At 65.8% G+C, this 21,470-nt stretch carries 22 protein-coding genes and 2 tRNA genes; 10 read left to right on the forward strand and 14 right to left on the reverse strand.

The window, feature by feature from the left end:
* Positions 1–14: 14 nt before the first annotated feature.
* Both AC3WTE_RS13715 and AC3WTE_RS13720 read right to left on the reverse strand, forming a co-directional pair.
* Entirely contained in the window at positions 15–869 is an 855-nt protein-coding gene (locus AC3WTE_RS13715; RefSeq protein WP_492438206.1) for an alpha/beta fold hydrolase, read from the reverse strand.
* The gene (locus AC3WTE_RS13720; protein ID WP_492438208.1) at positions 866–1,699 is read right to left on the reverse strand and encodes an SDR family NAD(P)-dependent oxidoreductase; all 834 of its coding nucleotides are present in this window, start codon (positions 1,697–1,699) and stop codon (positions 866–868) included. The genes AC3WTE_RS13715 and AC3WTE_RS13720 overlap by 4 nt, the downstream gene beginning before the upstream one ends.
* Positions 1,700–1,806: 107 nt before the next feature.
* On the opposite strand from AC3WTE_RS13720, the gene AC3WTE_RS13725 reads away from it, so the two are divergent.
* Complete coding sequence (locus AC3WTE_RS13725) at positions 1,807–2,823, forward strand: AraC family transcriptional regulator (protein WP_492438210.1); 1,017 nt, start codon at positions 1,807–1,809, stop codon at positions 2,821–2,823.
* Here AC3WTE_RS13725 and AC3WTE_RS13730 read toward each other — a convergent pair.
* Together AC3WTE_RS13730 and AC3WTE_RS13735 are read right to left on the reverse strand one after the other, a co-directional pair.
* A complete protein-coding gene (locus tag AC3WTE_RS13730) occupies positions 2,820–3,608 on the reverse strand; it encodes an MBL fold metallo-hydrolase (RefSeq protein ID WP_492438212.1) in 789 nt (262 codons plus the stop codon). The genes AC3WTE_RS13725 and AC3WTE_RS13730 overlap by 4 nt on opposite strands.
* On the reverse strand, positions 3,605–4,162 hold the full coding sequence (locus tag AC3WTE_RS13735) for an ester cyclase (RefSeq protein ID WP_492438214.1): 558 nt from the start codon (positions 4,160–4,162) through the stop codon (positions 3,605–3,607). The genes AC3WTE_RS13730 and AC3WTE_RS13735 overlap by 4 nt, the downstream gene beginning before the upstream one ends.
* A gap of 100 nt (positions 4,163–4,262) precedes the next feature.
* Between AC3WTE_RS13735 and AC3WTE_RS13740 the strand changes: the two genes are divergently transcribed.
* A complete protein-coding gene (locus AC3WTE_RS13740) occupies positions 4,263–4,946 on the forward strand; it encodes a TetR/AcrR family transcriptional regulator (protein WP_492438216.1) in 684 nt (227 codons plus the stop codon).
* Between the two features lie 7 nt (positions 4,947–4,953).
* Positions 4,954–6,291, forward strand: a complete 1,338-nt coding sequence (locus AC3WTE_RS13745) for a WS/DGAT/MGAT family O-acyltransferase (RefSeq protein ID WP_492438218.1) — start codon at positions 4,954–4,956, stop codon at positions 6,289–6,291.
* A gap of 20 nt (positions 6,292–6,311) precedes the next feature.
* Here the strand turns inward: AC3WTE_RS13745 and AC3WTE_RS13750 are convergent, their stop codons facing one another.
* Complete coding sequence (locus AC3WTE_RS13750) at positions 6,312–7,514, reverse strand: adenylate/guanylate cyclase domain-containing protein (RefSeq protein WP_492438220.1); 1,203 nt, start codon at positions 7,512–7,514, stop codon at positions 6,312–6,314.
* A gap of 197 nt (positions 7,515–7,711) precedes the next feature.
* On the opposite strand from AC3WTE_RS13750, the gene AC3WTE_RS13755 reads away from it, so the two are divergent.
* Together AC3WTE_RS13755 and AC3WTE_RS13760 are read left to right on the forward strand one after the other, a co-directional pair.
* Entirely contained in the window at positions 7,712–7,975 is a 264-nt protein-coding gene (locus AC3WTE_RS13755; RefSeq protein ID WP_492438222.1) for an SHOCT domain-containing protein, read from the forward strand.
* 2 nt (positions 7,976–7,977) lie between these two features.
* On the forward strand, positions 7,978–8,601 hold the full coding sequence (locus AC3WTE_RS13760) for a sulfocyanin-like copper-binding protein (protein ID WP_492438224.1): 624 nt from the start codon (positions 7,978–7,980) through the stop codon (positions 8,599–8,601).
* Positions 8,602–8,635: 34 nt separating this feature from the next.
* Here AC3WTE_RS13760 and AC3WTE_RS13765 read toward each other — a convergent pair whose 3' ends face one another.
* From AC3WTE_RS13765 to AC3WTE_RS13780, 4 genes are all read right to left on the reverse strand, one after another.
* Positions 8,636–10,099: a phenylacetate--CoA ligase family protein gene (locus AC3WTE_RS13765; protein ID WP_492438226.1), complete on the reverse strand. Its 1,464-nt coding sequence runs from the start codon at positions 10,097–10,099 to the stop codon at positions 8,636–8,638.
* The gene (locus tag AC3WTE_RS13770; protein ID WP_492438228.1) at positions 10,096–11,052 is read right to left on the reverse strand and encodes a ferritin family protein; all 957 of its coding nucleotides are present in this window, start codon (positions 11,050–11,052) and stop codon (positions 10,096–10,098) included. The genes AC3WTE_RS13765 and AC3WTE_RS13770 overlap by 4 nt, the downstream gene beginning before the upstream one ends.
* Positions 11,053–11,128: 76 nt before the next feature.
* Positions 11,129–11,686 (reverse strand): hypothetical protein, encoded by a 558-nt coding sequence (locus AC3WTE_RS13775; RefSeq protein ID WP_492438230.1) that lies wholly within the window; start codon positions 11,684–11,686, stop codon positions 11,129–11,131.
* A 207-nt stretch (positions 11,687–11,893) separates the two neighbouring features.
* The gene (locus AC3WTE_RS13780) at positions 11,894–14,251 is read right to left on the reverse strand and encodes a heavy metal translocating P-type ATPase (RefSeq protein ID WP_492438232.1); all 2,358 of its coding nucleotides are present in this window, start codon (positions 14,249–14,251) and stop codon (positions 11,894–11,896) included.
* A gap of 254 nt (positions 14,252–14,505) precedes the next feature.
* On the opposite strand from AC3WTE_RS13780, the gene AC3WTE_RS13785 reads away from it, so the two are divergent.
* Complete coding sequence (locus AC3WTE_RS13785; RefSeq protein ID WP_459367336.1) at positions 14,506–15,219, forward strand: VIT1/CCC1 transporter family protein; 714 nt, start codon at positions 14,506–14,508, stop codon at positions 15,217–15,219.
* Positions 15,220–15,274: 55 nt separating this feature from the next.
* On the opposite strand, the gene AC3WTE_RS13790 is transcribed toward AC3WTE_RS13785, so the two are convergent.
* Positions 15,275–15,347: transfer RNA gene (locus AC3WTE_RS13790), tRNA-Arg, on the reverse strand.
* 23 nt (positions 15,348–15,370) lie between these two features.
* Positions 15,371–15,462 (reverse strand) — tRNA-Ser (locus AC3WTE_RS13795).
* Positions 15,463–15,589: 127 nt separating this feature from the next.
* On the opposite strand from AC3WTE_RS13795, the gene AC3WTE_RS13800 reads away from it, so the two are divergent.
* Positions 15,590–16,648, forward strand: a complete 1,059-nt coding sequence (locus tag AC3WTE_RS13800) for a pyridoxal phosphate-dependent aminotransferase (protein WP_492438234.1) — start codon at positions 15,590–15,592, stop codon at positions 16,646–16,648.
* On the opposite strand, the gene AC3WTE_RS13805 is transcribed toward AC3WTE_RS13800, so the two are convergent.
* Entirely contained in the window at positions 16,626–17,180 is a 555-nt protein-coding gene (locus tag AC3WTE_RS13805; protein WP_492438236.1) for a TIGR03086 family metal-binding protein, read from the reverse strand. The genes AC3WTE_RS13800 and AC3WTE_RS13805 overlap by 23 nt on opposite strands.
* Before the next feature lie 44 nt (positions 17,181–17,224).
* Between AC3WTE_RS13805 and AC3WTE_RS13810 the strand changes: the two genes are divergently transcribed.
* The 3 genes from AC3WTE_RS13810 (at position 17,225) to AC3WTE_RS13820 (ending at position 19,706) form a co-directional block, all read left to right on the forward strand.
* Positions 17,225–18,049, forward strand: coding sequence for a crotonase/enoyl-CoA hydratase family protein (locus AC3WTE_RS13810; protein ID WP_492438238.1), 825 nt, complete (start codon positions 17,225–17,227; stop codon positions 18,047–18,049).
* A gap of 5 nt (positions 18,050–18,054) precedes the next feature.
* A complete protein-coding gene (locus tag AC3WTE_RS13815) occupies positions 18,055–18,957 on the forward strand; it encodes an undecaprenyl-diphosphate phosphatase (protein ID WP_492438290.1) in 903 nt (300 codons plus the stop codon).
* A 116-nt stretch (positions 18,958–19,073) separates the two neighbouring features.
* Positions 19,074–19,706 carry a hypothetical protein gene (locus AC3WTE_RS13820; RefSeq protein ID WP_492438240.1) on the forward strand — a complete coding sequence of 211 codons (633 nt, stop codon included), beginning with the start codon at positions 19,074–19,076 and terminating at the stop codon, positions 19,704–19,706.
* A 212-nt stretch (positions 19,707–19,918) separates the two neighbouring features.
* Here AC3WTE_RS13820 and AC3WTE_RS13825 read toward each other — a convergent pair whose 3' ends face one another.
* Together AC3WTE_RS13825 and AC3WTE_RS13830 are read right to left on the reverse strand one after the other, a co-directional pair.
* Positions 19,919–20,587, reverse strand: a complete 669-nt coding sequence (locus AC3WTE_RS13825) for a sterol desaturase family protein (protein ID WP_492438242.1) — start codon at positions 20,585–20,587, stop codon at positions 19,919–19,921.
* The gene (locus AC3WTE_RS13830) at positions 20,584–21,309 is read right to left on the reverse strand and encodes a FadR/GntR family transcriptional regulator (protein ID WP_492438244.1); all 726 of its coding nucleotides are present in this window, start codon (positions 21,307–21,309) and stop codon (positions 20,584–20,586) included. The genes AC3WTE_RS13825 and AC3WTE_RS13830 overlap by 4 nt, the downstream gene beginning before the upstream one ends.
* Between the last annotated feature and the right edge of the window lie 161 nt (positions 21,310–21,470).

Here is a 21,470-nt window from a genome sequence, read left to right on the forward strand (position 1 = left end):
CGAATCTCCTTGTGTCAGTTGGATTTGTGAACATCGATGCCGACCCGTTCACGCAGGAACGGGACGACCAAGCCGGCAACCCGGCTGGGTTGCTCGAGCCACGCCCAGTGACCGACACCGGGCAAGGTTTCAATGCGTACGCGCGGAAACACGCGGCGCTGGCGCTCGGCCTGTTCGGCCGGGATGTAGACGTCGTCGGTGCCGAACACCACGAGCGCATCGGGATCGCATCGGCGCAATGGTTCGACCAGCGCGTCCATGTCTTCCGCCCGGGTGGACCGGTACAGACGCAAGACGGCTCGCTTGGTCCCCGCCGGATTCAGATGTCCCGCAATCCGATTCACCCAGCCCTCGGGTAACCCGGGGTTGTCGTGACGCATCACCAAGCGCGCCAAGCGGCCGGTGGTGGCGCGCATGAACAGTTCCCCCACGATCGGGGTGCGCCAGACGCGAGCCAGCCGATGCCACTTGTAGTCCAGCAGCACCCCGGTGTTGATCAGCGTGACACTGGCGACCTTATCCGGATTCGCCGCAGCCCAGGTCAGTGCCATCGGACCGCCGAAGTCGTGCGCGACCAGATGTACTCGATCAAGGTCGAGTTGGTCGATCAGCCCACCGAGGTGAGCGGCATACCCGGACAAGGTGTAATCCTGGTCCGCGCCCTTGTCCGCCCCGCCAAAACCGGGCATGTCCGGTGCCACCACAGCCGCAAACTCCGCGACCCGTGCCATCAATGGTTCCCAGTCTCCGGCGGCGTCCGGATTTCCGTGGACGAAGACCACAGCCTCGTGCGGGGCGCCGGTGCCGCCAGTCAACACCGGCGAGCCGACACCGTTCACCTCCAACCGTCGCGTTTGGAACCCGGTCATCGCTGAATCTCCTTGACCTCGCGGTCCATTCGCAGGTTGTATCCGGCACGCGCGTTCGCATCGGCATGAGTCATGATGTGATCGGCATTGAGCAGGTTCTTGAGCCGATCAGAGACAGCGGGCGGAGTTCCCGCGATGAGCCGGGCGACGAGGCCGAGTTCACGGGGCACGAACACTTCCTGCCGTCCGCCACGCAACGCGTCGACGATGGCTTCCGCCACCGCGTCGGGGCTGACAATGCGGCTGCCGCGGGCCTTACCGAAGCCGCTGATCATGTCGGTGTTGATGAGGCCGGGCATCACGATGGTGGTGCGCACGCCGGTGCCGCGGCATTCAGCGCGGATCGCCCGGGTGAACCCGACAACCCCATGCTTGGTGGCCGCATACGTGGCGCCGCCGGCGGTAGCGATCTGACCCGCCGACGAGGCGAGATTCACGATATGCCCATGACCTCGGGGCAAGAACCGCTTGAGTGCCAACCTCGTTCCGGTGAGCACACCGCCGAGGTTGATGTCGAGCAGCCGTTGGGTGTCAGCGGGATCTTCGTCGACGAACATGCCGATGGGCGCGATGCCGGCGTTGTTCACCACAGCGTCCAGCGAGCCGAGGCGGCTTTCGGCCTCGTCCAGAAAGGCCTGGAAGCTGGCCACATCGCGAACGTCGAGGCGCAGGCCTACGGCACGGTCACCGAGTTCGGCAGCGGCGGCCGCACACGCCGCCCCGTCGACATCTCCGATCGCGACCGACATACCTGCGCGTAGGCAGGCCTGGGCGGTGGCGAGGCCGATGCCGCGGGCACCGCCGGTGATCGCGACGTGTCGCACTGTCATGGGAGTCCTCCTTCGCGGGTCAGTTGATCTGGCAGCTGCCATCACGATCCCGCGCCGAACCCGCCGCAGTCTTGACACTTCACGACGATTCTTTGACATTTGATGCCATGTCCGTCGTGCGAGGAACATCGCTGTCGAACTACCCGCGGCTCGTTCACGAGCTGGGCGGCGATCCGGTGGAGCTCCTTCGCACTGCCGGCATCGAGCCCCGAGACGTCGACCAATACGAGGTCTTCATCCCTTTTGAAGGTGTGGCCGCTGCCGTCGAATCCGCCGCCGTCGCCACTGCCACACCGGACTTCGGGCGCCGGCTCGCCCTGCGACAAGGCATCGAGATCCTCGGGCCGGTCGGGGTCGCAGCCCGCACCGCGGCCACAGTCGCCGACGCGTTCGCCATCTTCGAGAACTTCATGGCGGCCTACAGCCCGGCGATTTCCACCACCGTCACGCAACTGGACGACCCCGGGCGGGCGTTCTTCGAGTTTCGATTGTTGCTCGAGGGATCGCCGCCGATAACGCAATCAACAGAACTGACCCTCGGCGTCACACTTCGCGTGCTCCGACTCATGATCGGCACCGGCTATACGCCGTTGGACGTCCACGTTCCACACCAGCCACTGACGCCCGAGGACGACTATCGGCGCTACTTCGGCTGCCCGCCACGCTTCGGTGCCAAGGCCGCCGGATTCACCTTGCGGACAACCGATCTCGCGCAGCATCTCAACCACGATCAACTCGCGAACCAGGCCGTCGTCCAATATCTGAAACTGATCACCGCTCGCGACTCAGGTTTCTCGACGTCAGTGCGAACGATGGTCCGCCAACTCTTGCCGACCGGCACCGTCACGTTGGAACTGATCGCCGGCCAGTTCAACATGCATCCACGAGCCTTGCAGCGCAGGCTCACCGACGAAGGAGCGCCATTCCGCGAGTTACTGGACGACGTCCGCCGGCGAACTGCCGAGCACTACCTTCGCGATACCAACATGACCCTGTCTCACCTGACTCGCGAGCTCGGCTACGCCGAGCAGAGCGTGCTGACGCGCTCATGCCGCCGCTGGTTCGGCGCCGGTCCGGCCAGCCATCGCCGCGCAATCCGGCGGGACGCCCTGGGCCAGACCTAGCCGGCGGCTCGCCGCAGCAGCTCCGGATCATGGGCGTTGACGAGGCATAGATCGGGTTCATCCGCAGCCCAAAGTTCGCTCAAGCGTTGATGATTCGCCTGGACCCGCCGCCAGTCGAAAGCGACTGAGCGTTCCATCAGCCGCAGGGCACGGGGCGCCGTGGCGCTGCCGTCGAGCTGGCCGTGGTGGTAGAAGCTGTCACCGGCATGCAGAATCCAGCGGTCTCCGGCGTCGACCGCCACCGCGGCGTGCCCACGCGTGTGCCCGGGCAGGCTGATCAAGACCATGCCGTCGGCGATCTCGGTCAGTTCTTTGGCGCCCGGGAATCCGCGCCAGGACTCGGCGCTCGACGGCGAGTGCTCGACAAGGAGCGGGCCGTGCCCGTGGCCGGCCGCTAAGTACCGCCGGTTCTCCACCAGCGTCTTGGGGTGCAGCGCGGCGAATGCCTCGGCGTCGGTGAGATGAACTTGCGCCCAAGGGAAGTCGGCGAGGCCACCCACGTGGTCCGCGTCGAAGTGGGTGATCACGATGTGCCGAACGTCGCTGGGCTGAAATCCGAGCCGGCGGATTTGGTTGACGGCGGCTTCATTCGGATCGAAGACCGGACGGACGTAGAAGCGGGCCGGGCCGAAACGGCTGGCCGGTGACTCGGCGTCGCGGAGCCCCAGCCCGGAGTCGACAAGCACGAGACCGCCGGGCGTTTCCACGAGCAAGATGTGGCAGACCAGCCCGTCGGGGACGAAACGCGGGTGCATGGTGCCGCAGTTCAGGTGGTGGACTCTCATGTCAGGTTGGCGGGCGCGGTATCGATGAGCCGGGCGTCGGGCTGACTCGACATGGCCAGCAGGCCGCGCAGCCCCCGGATGACCGTGGGCCAGTTTCGTGGATCACGCAGATTCAGGCCGCCCACAAGCTGTTTCAGCATTGTCAGCGTGTCGAAGTAGATGCGTTCCGCCACCAGGTTCTCGTCCTCATCGAACACGAAATATGCCGTCATCCTCGTGCGGTGCCGCGATCCGGTGGCCGGGATACCGCCCAGCGGACCGAGATGTGTTCCGAGTAGCCAGAATTCGACGATCACCGCATCGGCACTGTGGCGCAGCGCGATGATCTCGTGGTCCTGATCGGGGAACGCGACCCGGGTGTCGTGGTAGTAGCCACGCACATCGGCGTCGCCGTCGTGGACGGTCAGCGTCGGAATGATCTCGTAGTGCGGATGCGGGAAGGTGGCCAGTACGTCGTCCCAGTCCTGGCGGACCTCGTCGTGGAAGTGGTCGAGGACGAGCTTCTCGCGAGCCTGCAATACCTCGATGGAAGGAATGGCGAAGCGGTGCGTCATGACGTCTCCTCCAGCTACAAGTTATTTCCACACCGTGGGATTAAATCGAGAGTAATCCCACGGTGTGGAAATTCGCAAGAGTCTGGGTGAGAATGGGCCCATGAACGCGGCCACCTCAGCGCCTCGACGCGGACGGCCGCCAAAAGCCCTGGCACAGCTCAGCCGATCGACCATCCGCGAGGCGGCGCTGACCGTGATCGACGATGACGGCATCGCCGCGGTGAGCATGCGGTCGGTCAGCCGACTACTCGGCGTCGACGCGAAAAGCCTGTACCACCATGTCGCCGACAAGGACGATCTGCTGGACGCCGTCGCCGAACATCTGCTGGGACAGCTGCGGCCACCGGCACCCACCGGCGAACTGCGGACCGATCTGCGGGCCCTCGCCTACGCGTTTCGGCGGGTGACACTCGCGCATCCCGAAGCCGCGACTCTCGTTCTGACGCGGCAGATGTCGTCGCCGGCCGGGCTCGCGCCCGTCGACGCCCTGCTGTCCATCCTGCGGCGGGCCGGAGCGGACCCCGAGCACGCCGTGCGGCTCACACGCGCACTTGTGGCGACGGTCGTCGGGATGCTGCTTCGCGAGGTGTCGGCCGGCCCCACGTTCGGCAGCGCGAATCCGGCCGACATCGCGTCCCGGCAGGCGGAACTCGAAAGTTCCTCGCTACCGGAAGTCGTTGCGTGCGCTCCTTTTCTGGCCCGGTTCGATCGGGACGAAGTATTCGCGTCAGGCGTGGACTTGGTGGTGGATTTCGTCGCATTCCAGCTGGCGAAGCTGCCATAGTGCTGCCATGCGGTTGTTGAGTGCTGTCGACACCATGTTCTACCGGATGGAGTCCGACCGGACGCCGATGCACATCGGCGCCCTGCTGACATTCCGGTTGCCCGACGGCGCCGGCCCCGATTACGTCCGCGGCCTCTACGAAGTGTTCTCCAGACTCTCGTTTCTGCCGTTCCCGTTCGACAGCGAAGTGGTCGACGGTCTGCTGCCCGAGTGGCGCGCCGTCGACCCCGACCCGGAGTACCACGTGCGCCTGTCGGCGCTGCCGTATCCAGGGAGTGAGGCCGACCTCGGCACACTGGTCGCCCGGTTGCACGCGCACCCACTCGACATGCACCGGCCGTTGTGGGAGGCGCACTTCATCGAAGGCCTGTGCGACGGTCGCTTCGCGATCTACTTCAAGGCCCACCATTGCGCGGTGGACGGCATGGGCGCGATCAACACCATCAAGAAATGGTTGAGCACCGAACCCGACCGCTACGTACCGCTGTCCGAGGCCGGACCGAAGGCCGAGGTGCCCGACCGCAACCGGCTCGCGTCGGTCGCGTACGAGCTGTGGAACCGGGCCGCGGATGGCGTCACCGGTTCGGCCGAGTTGGTGAAGAATCTGGTCGGGATGATCGGCGGCGCCAACAGCCACGTGGGCGCCACGCTGGGCACCCCGCGGGCTCCGTTCAACGCGACGCTCACGCCTCAGCGCCGCCTCGCGGTCGAGGTGCTCGAACTGTCCCGCCTGAAGACCATCGCCAAAGCCACAGAGACGACGGTCAACGACGTCACGCTTGCCGTGTGCGGAGGCGCCTTGCGCCGCTACCTCGACGAGCAGGGTGAGTTACCCGACGAAACCCTGACCGCCTCGGTGCCGGTGGGCTGGGAGCGGGACGAGGACACCCTGAATGCCGCCGCCGGATTCGTCTGCCCTTTGGCGACAACCGAATCCGACCCGTTACAGCGGCTGGCAGTGATCAATGCCTCGACCACGCGCGGCAAGAAGGAACTGCTCGCGATGTCACCAAATGCGTTGAACCACTACACGTTGATGGGTCTGCTGCCGCTGACCATCGGCCAGAAGACCGGTGCCCTCACCAAGATTCCGCCGTTGTTCAACCTCACCGTGTCCAACGTGGTGCTGACCAAAGAGCCGCTGTACCTCGGCGGTGCCCAGCTGGAACTGATCGCCCCGGTGTCCTTCCTGTGCGACGGCTACGGCCTGAACATCACCCTGGTCGGCTACACCGACAAGGTCATCCTCGGATTCATCGGCTGCCGCGACACCATGCCGCACCTGCAGCGCCTGGCGGTCTACTCCCGCGACGCGCTCGATGAATTGGAGCAGGCTGCGGCGTAGCCGGCCGCAACCGATCCCGGTCAGTGCGTTGAACCACCGCGGCGGCTCGTCAGGTACCACGTGTGCATCACGCCTTTGCCCTTGACTTCGACCGCCCCACGCTCCTCCAGCACGAAAGCGTCCTTGAGCCGCTCATAAACGTTCTGCGGCACCTGGATTCGGCCTACGACGTCAGTGGTCTCCATTCGCGCCGCGACGTTGACCGCGTCACCCCACACGTCGTAGAAGAACTTGCGGGCGCCCACAACACCCGCCACCACCGGGCCCGAGGCCAGCCCGATCCGCAGCGGCACCGGCCGGCCATCAGGGTCCGTCAACTCGGCGACCACATCGACCATCTCCAGAGCCAGGCACGCCAATGCCTGGAGATGGTCGGGTCGTGGTTCCGGCACCCCGCTCACGACCATGTAGGAATCACCGCTCGTCTTGACCTTCTCCAGTCCGTGACGGTCCACCAGGGTGTCCAGGTCGGTGTACAAGGCGTCCAGGAATCTGACCAGATCGGTGGGCGAGGTAGCGCTTGCCCGCTCGGTGAATCCGGCGATATCGGCGAACAGCACCGAGGCATCGTCGTACCGGTCGGCAATGACGTCCCGGTGGGGATCCTTCAGCCGCTCGGCGACCTTCGCCGGCAGGATGTTGGCCAGCAGCGACTCTGAGCGTTCGTATTCGCCGGCCAAAGCTGTTTCGGCGCGGGCGGTTTCGCGCATCGCGTACCCGATGGTGGCAATCACGAGCACCCATGAGGAAACCACCGAGATGACGAACCCTACGGTCGTGGCCCACTGTGGCTGGACGCCGGTATCCGCGGGTACCAGGAACTGCAGTGCGATGCTCGTTGCTGCACCCACTGCTGCGACTCCCGATGCCAGTACGACGTGGTCGATTCCGAGAATGACCACCAACAGCGCTGCAGCGACGAGGAAGTACAACTGCTGACCGGCTCCCCTTCCGACATAGGCGGTCACGAGGGTCGTGACGAAATAGGCGATGCCGATGAAGGTCAGCGGTGCGACGACTTCGCCGTAGCGGTACAGCCTGGGCATCATCAGGTAGGCCGGCGTGGACAGGACGGCCAGGCACCCGATCCAGATGCCGGCCTCACCCGCCAGCATCGACAGGACGCCGAGAAAGGCGGCCACCACAGCACCGATCCGGGCGGCGACCGTCAACACCCGTTGGCGACGCGCCAGGGCCTGTGCAGACGTGGTCGCCGGCGACATGACCGGCAGCTTAGCGCCGAACGCGCACGTCAGGGCGGCATTCGCGGCCAGATTGCCCGACGCCCGTATCGCGACGGCGGCTGACGACCATGGGCCCTGCGGGGCCGGCCATTGGACTCTAGAAAGCGTTGACGCTCCGGTGAATCGTTTCGATTGCGGACGGAGTTCGTGACGGGCGCCGGGAAGGGAATGGGCAGATGTGCGGCTGGGGCGGCAACGGCTGGATGTGGAATGGCGGCTGGGGTTGGGTCGGCACCGCTGTGGTGTTCACATTGTTCTTCGCAATGCTGATCACCGCGACGGTGCTCGTGGTGCGCTACCTCAGCGGTGCCCCTCGGGACGCGGGTGCCGCGCCGCGGACCCCGGCCGCGGAAGACATCTTGGGTGGACGCCTGGCCCGGGGCGAGATTGATGATGACGAATACCGGCGGCGCATGACCGCCCTGCGCGAGCACCGCTGACCATGGCTACGTGGCGCGCCCACCGTGCGTGGTCGGTGGTGGCCATCGCAGCCACGTCGCTGATCCTTGGATTGGCCGCCACTGCGGTGGCGTACCCCGGCCGATGGCGACAATATCCTTCTGCCCCAACATGTTCGGTACCGGCGTTGCCCGGCACCGTGACTCAGGTCAATCTCACGGATATGGGACCGATGATGGGTCCGTGGGGCCGGTCGATGATGGGCCGATATCCGATGATGGGCCAGCACATGATGCCCGGTATGGGCATGATGCGAATCATGGTGTATCCCAACCTGATCCCGGCCGGTCAGATATCGTTGCGTGTCGACAACACCGGCACCGTGGCCCACGAAATGGTGGTGTTGCCGCTGCCTGCCGGCCAGCTACCCGGGCAACGTGTCAGCGGCCCCGACGGCCGCGTGGACGAGGCAGGCAGCCTGGGTGAAGCCTCCCGCACCTGCGGCGCCGACCAAGGCCAAGAAAACTCGCCCGAGTACGGCATTGCCCCACAGTCCACCGGCTGGACCACCCTGGCCCTGCCACCGGGGCGCTACGAGCTGATCTGCAACATCGCCGGGCACTACGCGGCGGGCATGTACGCCGAACTTGACGTCGCCGCACCTTGAGCATCATCCGCTGTCACCGATTCAACCGGGACGCCTAGCTGCGTCCCGCGTCATGTTGTGCCGTCAGCTCCGAATACACCTGCCGGAATTTTCCGCTGCGAGGGTGCAGGGCGGGTGGCTCTGCTGCTTTCTCGATCGTGACGGTGGTGGCGCCATGCTGAGTGAGAAAGGCGGCCAGCCGCTCTCGGAGTGCGGACCACACCTGCCGCTCATCGGCGTCGTCGTCGGTGGCGAGGCGAACGGTGAGCGTCGACGGTGTGCGCTGAACGAACTGGCAGGCAGCAACCCCATGGATCCCCTCTGCCACCGTCGCGACCGCGAGCGGCAGGATGCGAACCGGTTCCCCCGCTTCGGTCGGAAACGTCAGGACGTCGTCGGTGCGCCCGACCACCCGCATGGAGAGAAAAGGGCTGCCGCATGGACACCGATCGGGGTCGATCGCGACGCGGTCGCCCATCTGGTAGCGAATGATCGGCTGAATTGTGTTGGCCAAGTTGGTCACCAGCACGCCATCGGAGAGCCGGCCCGGCGGTACCGCGCGGTTGTGTTCGTCGACGGGCTCAACGAGGTACCAGTCGGCGTTGACGTGCAGTCGCTGTGCCCGGCATTCGTAGGTCAACCCGATGGCTTCGGATGAGCCGTAGTAGTTGCCGACTCGGCAGCCGAAAGCGGCTGCGATGAGCCGGCGTGCGGTGGTGGTGAGCGTTTCACCCGCGGCGTTGATCAGGATGGGGCGGATATGCAGCCTCCCGGCTTGCTGTTCTCTGGCCAACGTCTCGAGCGCGCTCGGATAGCCACCCAGGACTGCGGGTTGAAAAGCGTTGAGGTCGTGCACCAGTCGCGGTACCGGCGACAAAGCGGAAAACAGGCGCTGAGTCTTGGCGCGCCATGGCAGCGCACGGATGCGTCGAGCCATCATGGTGTTGCCCAGGAAATGTCCACCGGTGACAAACACCGCCGCCAGTCGGGCACGTCGCCGCAACAGTGCCCAGATATCTCGGGGTGTCATCAGCGCCGCCGGCAACGAACGCAGGTAGCCCAAGACGTTGTAGACCATCAACGCGAAATGGTCGTGCAGAAGTATCGCCGGCACACCGGTGGCACCCGAGGTCGTACACACGACGTAGCGTCCGAGAAAATCGTGGCCAACATTGTCCGCATTGGCCAGGAACTCCTGCACGGTGGCCTTGGTGACGGCTCGGTCGGTTACCCAGTCGTCGAAGTGATTCATCAGATCGGTCTTGCTGACCGTCGGCAATTGAGCTGTCGAGCAAAGCGATTCGGGAAGATCACGGTACAGCTGCTGATAGTAGGGCGACTGTGCGCGGGCATATGCGACGAGGTGTTCCAGGCGCTGCTGCTGTCGTCGCGCGATACCCCCTGGGCCTTCGTGTGGAGCCCGGTAGGCCGTCCAGCAGATCTGAACGAATGCCAGCCCGCTGGTCAGGGTGCCGCGGGTCCGCCGGGTGGTGTGGCGGGTGTCCCGCGGCGGGTTCATGAGGTGGTCAGTGCCGTTTGGAACGCCTTTTGGTGGGTCTTTTCGTCGCCGGCGATTTCACGGAAGAGGCCGGCGGCCTGCGGGTTGCCCGCCGCATCGGCTTGGCGCGCATAGTCCGGATACATGACGTCAGCCTCGTGTTGTTCGCCGTTGATGGCGTCGGTGAGGTTGGCGTTGGTGCTGGCAGCGACCAGCCCGGCCAGGTTGGCCAAGGAGGCGAAGTGCTCGTTGAGTTCGATGGCGGCGGTACTGGCGAACAGTTGTGCCACTGCGGAGTTACCGTCCCGGCGGGCCTGGTCTGCGTAGCGCATGTACTTGGCGTAAGCGAAGGCCTCACCCTGCATCGCGGAGCGCAGGTTGTCCAATGTCGCACCCGACGCATGCGGCGGTCCCGCGGTAATCGCCTCCGGGGCGGGATGCGCGCCACCGGGTACCGGTGGCGCGCCCTGGCCGCCGGTGACGGAGGTCAGGGCGGTGCTGAAGTCTCTGGCGTGCGTGGCCTCATCGGAGCCGATGTCGGTGAACAGCGCAGCTGCAGCCGGATCATGTTCCGCGGTAGCCTGTTTGGCGAATTCAGGGTACATGTTGGTGGCTTCGGTGGTTTCGCCGCTCAGCGCGTCGCGTAGGTTCTCGGACAGGTTTCCGCCTAGTCCGATGAGGTCGGCTTCGCGAGCGAAATGATCGCGCAATTCGGTTTCTGCTGCGCTGGTGAATTGCTCAGCGGCCGGCGCGCGCCCTGTCTGCTGAGCCTGCGCCGCGTATGCCAGATACTTCGCGTGAGCCATCGCTTCGCCATGCATTGCGGTCAGGGCATTGGCCCGTGTGGATTCGGCCAGCGCGGAGGTGCTCGACGTGGTTGGAGCGCCCGATGGGGTCGATTGGCCGGCGCATGCGGTTACCGGCAGCATCAGCACAGCGCACGCGACGATAGACGAACGGCGGAAAGGAAGCATCGGTTCTCCTTTAATTACATTGAACCGCAGATATTTTCGCGGGAATGAATTTGTATGAGTTGCGCGGCGGCTCTGGTCAGTGTTCACCTTGTTCCTGCTCACCTGCGCCGCCCGAGCCAGGAGCGGGAACGGCAGGCGCGGGGGTCGACCAGGTGGCCTGCGCGCCGCTGTGACCGATACGGACCGTCTGCACCAGAGTGCCTGTGGCGACCACCGCTGCTGAGATGGCCGCAGCCGCGGTCACCGCCCGCCCCATCGGGGTGCGCTGACGCGGCACGCTTACCGCGCCTGACCCGTTCGACTGCGGTCGACGCAACCAGCGATCAGCCATCAGGATCACGACGATGATCGCGAATAGACCAATTACCCACGGCAGCAACGTTTCTCCCATTTCGGTGTGGAGCTCCACAGCCGGCGTCTCGGTCACCTTGTGTTCGAGCGCTTTGCCAGAGGACTCCATGAACGGCACCACGGCCAGCGCGACGGTGCCCAGCGCCAGCGTGGTGATTTTCACCAGCGCCGGCACCCGCGGAAACGCCGCGATGACCACCGTCAGCACCGCAGCGACGGGAATCGCTGTCACCGCCACGTGCGCCAACAACGGATGGCCCGGCAGCCCAAACAACGTGTCCACAAGTGTTATCCCTTTCGCTGTCCACACAACACATCGCTATCGTCGGTGCAGTCCGTCGACGATTCGAGGGCGCAATGTCGGCGTTAGAGGCGACGTTGGTCACCACGGCGAACGACTTTGTGCTTCAAGGAATGGCTAACCTTGCCGCGCTTGCCGGCGCTTGTCCGTGACCGCGGCGCCTACTTATCCCGGGCTTATCCCGTGGGCTCAGCGCGCCGCTGCGGAACCGGGCCGCACCGCAGTCGCATCTTTGGCCGCCGGGTCGTCCTGCGCAAGGGTGAAGTAGCTTTCTTCTTCCTGGGCGAAGTGCAGGCGCAGCAGCGCGTACAGGCCGTACAGGCACGCCAATAGGTCATCGACTTGATCCGGTTGGATCGTGCCGGCCGATTCGGCGAGCCCGGCATGGGCCGTGACACGATCGGAGAGCCGCTGAATCTCAGCATGAGTGCGACTCATCGTGGCGGTGGCCTCATCGCTGCCGAGCGGCCGCGCCAACGCGGGATACAGCTCGTTTTCCTCGGCCAGTTCATGAGGCAGGATCCGGTCCGACAGCAGACTGCGTATCGACATCAGCGACTGCAATGCCTTCGCATCTGGAGTTGCCGCGAGTTGGTCGGCGGCTTCGCGCAGCTGGCCCAAGGTGTCGCGCAGCTCGTCGTGTTCGGCCGCAAAGTGCAGTAGCAGCTGTTCGGTCTCGATGGGTAGTTCCACGGCAGTCTGAGGGTTGGCCCGCAAGGCACGAAGTGCGTTGAGAATAACCGCGACGTCGATGCCTTCCTGCAGCAGAGCGCCCGCGGCCGGCGGTAGCCACCCCAGGGCGGCGATCACCATCGCCAGCAGCGACAAGCTCATCCCGACCACCGCACTTTGCACAGCGATGCGTCGCGACCAGCGGGCGATGTCCATCGCATCTGCAAGCCGGTCGACCCGATCGGTGGTCAAGACGATATCGGCAGCTTCGGAAGATGCGGTGGCGCCGCGGGCGCCCATCGCCACCCCCACCGTCGCCGCGGCCAGTGCGGGTGCGTCGTTGATGCCGTCACCGACCATCACCGTCACGGCACGTTGGCGTTCGGCGCGCACTGCGGCAACCTTGTCCGCCGGGGTTTGTTCGGCGTAGACCTCATCGAGTCCGAGCACCGTGGCGACCTCGCGGGCGGGCTCGGGCCGGTCGCCAGTAAGCATGACCAACCGGTCGAAACCCGCCTTGCGCAGTCGGCGCATCGTGCGTGGTGCCCTGCGGCGCAACGGGTCCCGCAACAAGACGGCGCCGGCCAGTTCACCGTCGATGCTCACCCAGGCAATCGCGGCACCGTCCAGGCTGGCCCGGTTGACCACGCCACGCCCCCAGTCGCTGGTCACGCTGCTGACCGGAATTTTGCCGACGGAGACGCGACGGCCCTCGATGGTGACCGTCACCCCACGACCCGGTTCTTCGACCACGTTTGTAGGCAACGACAACGACAGTCCACGTGCCAGCGCCTCGGTGACGATGGCCTCGGCGAGCACATGCGGGGAGAACTGGTCCACCGACGCCGCCAGCTGCAGCAAGCTGGTCGCCTCGTTGCCAGGTCCGGCGATCACGTCGACCACAACCGGGCGGCCCATGGTCAGGGTTCCGGTCTTGTCCATCACCAAAGTTGTTGCGTGTCCCAGGTTTTCCAACGCGCCGCCGCTGCGGATGATCACCCCGGTGCGCGATGCCCGCGACAAACCCGACACGATCGCCACCGGCGCTGCCAGTAGCAACGGACACGGAGTAGCCACCACCAGCACCGCCACCGCACGCACTGCCGAGCCGCTGGCCAGCCACGCCACTACCGACAGCCCCAGCGCCAGCGGCAAGAACCACGCGGCGTACCGATCGGCCAAGCGCACGATCGGAGCGCTTTCCGCACCGGCCTGCTCGGCCAACCGGACGATGCCGGCGTAGGTGCTGGCCTCAGCGGTGGCCGTCGCTCGCAATTCAAATGCCCCGCCCGCATTGACCACACCGCTGCGGACCGGCTCGCCGACAGCACGCTCGACCTGCAGGGGTTCGCCGGTCAGCAGCGACTCATCGAGCACAGCCACCACATCGAGAACCCGGCCGTCCACGGGGACCACCTCGCCCGGGCCGACGACCAGCAGGTCATCGACAACCACGTCATCGAGCGGGATCACACTGACCGTCGTGCCGATCCGGCGCCGCGCGAATCGCGGCGCACGTTCGAGCAGAGCCCGCAGATCGTGGGAGGCCCGCCGCGTGGCGGCCGCGTCCAGTGCGCGGCCACCGGCCAGCATCACCGCGATCAGCGCACCCGCCAAATACTCACCGACAAGCAGCGTGCCAACGAGGGACAGTACCGCGATCACGTCCACCCCGAGCCGCCCTCGTCGCAACGCGATCACCACCCACACCACAGCCGGCACCACGGCCAGCACCGTGCCGGCGATCCAGCATCGATCAGCGACAGACCGCCATCCGGTCAGCCAAGCAACCCCGCCGCCGGCGAGGGCGGCCACCGTCAGCACCACGATCGTGGGTTCGACAAACGGGCGCAGCCGCGAAATCCATTGGTTCATTGATTGTTTCGTCTCGCCTCGCACGACTGTCCTTTCGGCCGCGCCACCGTTGCCATACCCGCGCTCGATCCAAGGCAGAATCGAAGGCAGCACGTCTGGCCCAGTCCACCAGGGCGCTCACGCCGCATCTAGGGCCGTAGGACCCCACCACCCAGTCGATGCGCACTTCCATCGATGGAGCCGTTATGCCCTAGCCGTCCTGGGCGCGAACCTGCGAACGTGCCAGGTGATCCGACGACAGAGGTGAGATATCTGTGAGCTTTTTCGAAATGGTCAATCCGCATTCCGAAGCCCACCGCGGCGCACATGCCGGTTGGTTGCGGGCCGCGGTACTGGGCGCCAATGATGGTCTGGTGTCCACGGCCAGCCTGATGGTCGGTGTCGCGGCCAGTGGCGCCGCGGCCACGAGCGTCTTGACCGCAGGTATCGCCGGGCTGGCCGCTGGTTCCATGGCTATGGCCGCTGGTGAATACGTCTCCGTGAGCTCGCAAGTCGATGTGGAACGGGGCGATCGCGCCAAAGAAACGCACGAATTGGCGACCGACCCGGATGCCGAACTCGCCGAGTTGGCCGGCATCTACCGCGACCGCGGTCTACCCGCTGAGCTCGCGGACCAAGTCGCACACGCGTTGCACGACGCCGATCCATTGGCGGCACACCTACGCGATGAACTCGGGCACTCCGACATCACCGCTGCCCGGCCAGTACAAGCTGCCGCTGCATCGGCGGCCAGCTTCTTCGTCGGTGGCCTCATACCTCTGCTGGGGCTGCTCGCACCCACACCCACCACCAAACTGTGGCTCATCGTGGCCGTGACCGTCATCGGCCTGGCCGTCGCGGGAGTCTTGGGCGCGTGGATTGCCGGAACCAAGCTGCTCCGACCCGCGCTCCGCGTCGTCATCGGCGGTGGGTTGGCCATGCTGGTGACGGCACTCGTCGGTCAACTCGTCCACGTCGCCGGAATCTAAACCGCTCATAGACGAACTACAGGCCAGGAGCAATGCTCCTGGCCTGTAGTGATTGTGCGCCCGAAGGGATTCGAACCCCTAACCTTCTGATCCGTAGTCAGATGCTCTATCCGTTGAGCTACGGGCGCATGGTTACAACTATTAAGTTATGTGGCGGAGGCGAGAGGATTTGAACCTCCGGTCCCCTGTAAGGGGGACAACTCATTAGCAGTGAGTCCCATTCGGCCGCTCTGGCACGCCTCCTGAACGATCCGAGGGTACCGGACTCTTACACCCCGGAACCGCCGAGGGCATACGGTACACAGTCAACACCGCGAAAGGCAAAGCGCGACGCCAGGGCGCCATCTGCCGGACACCTAGACTGTCCCGGGTGACCGCCCGCCTGCGCCCCGAGATGGACGCCCTGCCCGCCTACACCCCCGGCCGCACAGTGCCCGGCGCCATCAAGATCGCCAGCAATGAAACCGTCGACGGACCGCTGCCCAGCGTCCGCGAGGCCATCGTCAATGCGATGGACAACATCAACCGCTATCCGGACAACGGCTATGCGGCGTTGCGCGAGCGGCTGGCCGCCTATGTCGGGTTCGCGCCCAACGAGATTTCGGTGGGCTGCGGGTCGGTGAGCCTGTGCCAGCAGCTCATCCAGATCACCGCCTCCGTCGGCGACGAGGTGCTGTTCGCTTGGCGCAGCTTCGAGATCTACCCGCTTCAGGTCCGCACCGCCGGCGCGACGCCCGTCCCCGTCCCGCTCACCGATCACACGCACGACCTGGACGCCATGCTGGCCGCGATCACCGACCGCACCCGGCTGATCTTCGTCTGCAACCCCAACAACCCCACCTCAACAGTCGTCGATCCGGTCAAGCTGGCCGACTTCGTCGCCAAGGTGCCACCGCACATCCTGGTGGTCCTGGACGAGGCCTACGTCGAGTACATCCGCGACGGCCTGCTCCCGGACAGCCTGGCACTGGTGCGGGGGCACCCGAACGTCGTCGTGCTCCGCACTTTCTCGAAGGCCTACGGCCTGGCCGGACTACGGGTCGGCTACGCCGTCGCGCACCAAGACATCGTCACGGCGCTGGGCAAGGTGTACGTGCCGTTCACCGCGACCAGCATCAGCCAGGCCGCAGCCATCGCGTCCCTAGACGCCGCCGACGAGCTGCTGGCCCGGACCGACGCCGTGGTGGCCGAACGCGCCCGGGTCAGCGCCGCACTGCGCGCGGCGGGCTTCGAGCTGCCCGACTCGCAGGCCAACTTCATCTGGCTGCCCTTGAGCTCCGAGGACACCGTCGACTTCGTCGATGCCGCGGCCGACAACAAACTCCTGGTGCGGCCCTACGGCCAGGAAGGCGTCCGCGTCACCGTCACGGTGCCGCCGGAGAACGACCTTTTCCTGGACTTCGCCGTCAGTTGGCGCGGCGGCCGGTAAAGCCGATCAGCTGATCGAGCGGGCTCGCGTCGGCCGGGACCTCGACGGGATCGTCGAACCCGACGGCTGCCCGTGCCGCGGGGCTGACGGCGGCCTTGGTCATCCCGAGGACGTACTCGGCCAGGTCATCGGGGACCTCCACCTGCCGGCCGACTGCCGTCGCGTAGTCCCACGCGTGGACGAGGAATTCGAGCGACAGGATGCCGGCGACCCGCACGGCCGGCATCTCGCCCGGCCCCGCCGCGACGGTGCCCTCGAGTCCCCTGGTCCGCCACGCCGCCAAGGCAGGCCGCGCGGCGGCACTCACCTGGTCGATGATCGGCGCCGCCGCGTCCCGTTCAGGCAACTGCGCGCCCGCGATCCCGCCGATCACCGTGATCGAGTTCATCAAGTGATCGGTGAGCGCCGCCACATCGAACTCGCTGCACGGTGTTTGCCGCGCTGCGTCGTCGGGCCCCAGACCTGAGAGCACCTGCTCGAGAACATCCAGACTGGCCTCGCCGGCCTCGATCACATCGGACGGAATCGTCATAGGCGAGACGCTACGCCCAGGTTCACCGGCTAGCCTTCCGATTCATGGGTGCTACCTACGAATCTCTCACTGTCGAGGTCAACGATCACGTCGCGCAGGTGACACTGACCGGCCCCGGCAAGGGCAACGCCATGGGCCCGGCCTTCTGGGCCGAGCTGCCGGTGGCCTTCGGGGCGCTGGATGCCGATCCGAACGTGCGGGCCATCGTCCTCACCGGATCAGGCCGCAACTTCAGCTACGGGCTGGACCTGGCCGCGATGGGCGGCACTCTGACGCCGATGATGGCCGACGGCGCACTGGCGAAGGAGCGCGCCGACTTCCATACCAAGCTGCGGGCCATGCAGCAGTCGATCACCGCGGTCGCCGACTGTCGCACCCCGACCATCGCCTCGGTTCAGGGCTGGTGCATCGGCGGCGGGGTCGACCTGATCTCCGCGGTCGACATCCGCTACGCCAGCGCCGACGCGAAGTTCTCGGTGCGTGAGGTCAAGCTGGCCATCGTCGCCGACGTGGGCTCGCTGGCCCGCCTGCCGCTGATCCTGAACGACGGGCATCTGCGCGAATTGGCGTTGACAGGTAAGGATTTCGACGCTGCGCGCGCCGAGAAGATCGGTCTGGTGAACGACGTCTTCGCCGACGCCGAGGCGTCGTTGGCCGCCGCCCACGAAACCGCTCGCGAGATCGCCGCCAACCCGCCACTGACCGTGCGCGGCGTCAAGGACGTGCTGGACGAACAACGCACCGAACGGGTTTCGGCCAGCCTGCGTTACGTCGCGGCATGGAACTCGGCGTTCATCGCGTCGAAGGATCTGACCGAGGGCATCACCGCGATGTTCGAAAAGCGACCGCCGCAGTTCAAGGGCGAGTAGGGCAAATTACCTTGAGCCTCAACTACATCGAAGCTATCGTGGTCGGCGCGTTCCAGGGCGTCACCGAGCTGTTCCCGGTGTCGAGTCTGGGCCACTCGATCCTGGTACCGGCGCTGGTCGGTGGTCGCTGGGCCCAGGACCTGAGCATGACGGCCGAGAAATCGCCGTACCTGGCGTTCCTGGTGGCCGTGCACGTCGCGACCGCGCTGGCACTGCTCGTCTTCTTCTGGCGAGACTGGCTCGCGGTGATCGGCGGGTTGATCACGTCGATCAAGAACCGGAAGATCACCACCTCCGCCGAGCGCCTCGCGTGGCTGCTGGTCCTGTCCACCATCCCCGTCGGTATCGCAGGCTTGGCGTTGGATCACGCGCTGCGCACGACGTTGGGCAAGCCGGTACCGGCAGCCGCGTTCCTCGCCATCAACGGTGTCGTTCTCTTTGTGGGTGAACGACTTCGGCGGCGCACGGCCTCGGCGGTGCCCGCCGCCGCACATTCGGAAGCACTCAACGAGTCCGACGAGCGCCTGGCCCGCCTCCCGATCCCGGAGGCCATGGGCATCGGTGCGGCCCAGATCCTGGCGCTCCTGCCGGGCATCAGCCGATCCGGCGCGACCATGGTCGCCGGCGTGCTGCGAGGGCTGTCCCACGAAGACGCCGCGCGGTTCTCGTTCCTCTTGGCGACCCCGGTGATCCTGGCCGCGGGCGCGCTCAAGATTCCGGAACTGCTCGGCCCCGCCGGCGACGGCATCGGCGGACAGGTGCTGGCCGGTAGTGCCGCTGCGTTCATCGCGGCGTACCTGTCAGTGCGGTTCCTGGTGAAGTACTTCGAAACCCGCACGCTGACGCCGTTCGCGATTTACTGCCTTGTCGCCGGACTGGGCAGTCTGGCCTGGCTGACTCTGCACTGAGCGAGGCCGATCTCTTCACCTGAGACGACGACATTGCCGTGGGCTGTAACCCGGCTGCCTATCTGTCAATGGCAGCCAGCCCACGGCAATTCGTCTCTAGGTGAAAGAAAACCGAAGTGCCCCAACTCAATCGCATACGCGTCGCCACCATCGTGGTCGCGGGTGTCGGCCTTAGCCATCTCGCCGCCTGCTCCCGCGTCGACGCCGCCAAGCCCCTTCCCGCTCTCGATCCCTCCACATCGCCGCCCGCAGCCGCCAAGCTGACCAGCGCGGACTTCATGCCCGTGTGCCAGGGCGCAACCCAGTCACGCGCCGCCCGCTACAACCCGGATGCGCCGTTCCACAAGACGATTCTGTTCACCCCGGTGGGCCAGTCGCTCGTCGAGGACACCAGCACACTGCCGGCGGACTGGACAGTGCAGTTCGACGCGAACCGCGACACCTATGCCGCCATCGACACCGTCGTGTGCGTTGAGACGAAAGACGAGCAGTCCGTGAAGGAATGCACCGGCTACGAGGACAACGGGCACTCCACCGCGAACAAGGTCGACCTGCGCGCCACCACCTACACCGTGACGGTGCGGGTGGCCACCACCGGCAAGGAGCTCGCCACCACGGAGCTGTCCGGCACGGACACCACATGTCCGATGTTCATGTCTTTCGACAATGACACGCAGACCAAGCCGTACAACGTGCCGCCACCGAAGGACGACCTGATCGCCTTCGTCAAACAGTTCGTTCAGGCCTGACGCCCGAAATCCTCTGCAATACAACCGCGCGGTCGCGCGAACGGAGTATTCGCATGCCCAAAATCAGCCGTATGGTCGGTGTCGTTACCGCGGTCGGGATGCGAGGTCCTCGGAATCGAGGGCCTGCGCAACGACAACGTCGATTCTTCGGGCGCCATCATCGATCGGACGAAAATGACCACGGTGTGGGTCGACATCTCCTGTAAGGGCGGCTAATTCAGCGTGCCGTGCAGATTCTTCGCCGTGGGGCTCGTCTCGACCGACGCGGGGTCCGGGTAGGTGCCGAGTACCCGATCTGATGTGCCCGAGGTGGTGACCGAGAACCAGTAGTGCTCATTCTTGAAGTGGTGCAACCGATGTCCGCGCCACACCGCCTTGTACAGCGTGGTCCGTGGCTTGTAGTCGGTATGCACGAGGTAGTGAATCCACTCGTAGGTCATGAGGAGCAGCGACTCGACCACAATGAACGACAGCGTGGCCGATACGGGCACGCCGGCCGCGGCGCCGATGCCCAGAGGCAGCGCCACAATAGCCGCGATCAGCCACGGCAGGGTCGGCGTCGGAATGAAGACCAGGTCGACGTCGCGGGGGTTCGCATGGTGTCGACGATGATCACGCGCGACGAGTGTGTCCAGGGTGATCCGGCCCAGCTTCCGCGGTCGCCAGTGCAGGATGAAAACGTGAATCACCCACTCCACGAACGGAAATAGCAGCACCAGTGCCAGCGGGGCCCACACGTCGGCCAGACCGATGCCACCGACCGCCACGCGGGCGACCACCGACCCAAGCACCAGCGCCAGGATCATCCACGGCGTCGGATGGCGCCAGAACTCGCGGGCCGCCTGGCCAAGGGTCACACCTCGGGTGCCGGTGGTCGTCACTGCGCCTCCATCTGGTCGAGAAAATCCGTGAGCACCGCGGTGGCGCCACCGAGCACGACGGCAGCAGCCCGGCGCGCTTTCGGCGCGGCACCGGACGTCACTGCCGCCGCGAGCTTTCGATAGGCGTCCACAGGTTCGGCGGCCGCGACGGCGTCGGCCACCACCGCCAGCATCGGCTGGTACACCCGGCGCATCCCGTTGAAGATCAGCGTCATCGCGATCGAATCCGCGCCCACCACAAGGCATTCCCAGAAAGTGAGGGCGGCCAGTTGCTGCTCGGCGCCGGTCTGCGCGTGCTCGATGTCCGTGAGTGCCCGGGTCAGCGGTCCGGAGAGCTTCTCCGCTGAGCGCGCCGCAGCTCGCTCCGCGATCCACGGCCCGAGGTATTCGCGCACCTCCAGCACGCTGCGCACCACCGACGGATTCACCATCGCCCCCTCGGGCGCGTCGACCAGCAGATGCGGCAGCAGGTCGAGCCCGCCGGTGCGCGTGATGTCGTTGACGACAGCGCCGTCCCCCTGCCGCACATCGAGATGTCCGGATGCGACCAGGCGCTGAATCGCCTCGCGCACCACAGGCCGCGAAACGCCCAGCACCTCGGCCAGTTTGCGCTCACTCGGCAGGCGCGAGCCCGGCGGCGGGGCGCCCGCGACGAGCTGCTTGAGCAGCTGGTCGTGCACCTCGTCGGCAGCCGAGCGGCGCTTGATCGCGATCAACTCCATGGCACGACACTAACCCACTAGAGGTAAGAGGTCTAGTGGTATTACCAATTAACGAGCCGGTGTGATCTCGAGGTAGGCCATTGCTGTCTGGTCCCAGTGAAGGTTGCGAAGTCTCGACTTAGGTTGCGAGTGACGTTGCGAATGTCTCGTTGTAGGTTGCG

It is taken from the genome of Mycobacterium sp. FW102-FHT13B02 (genome assembly GCF_058790275.1).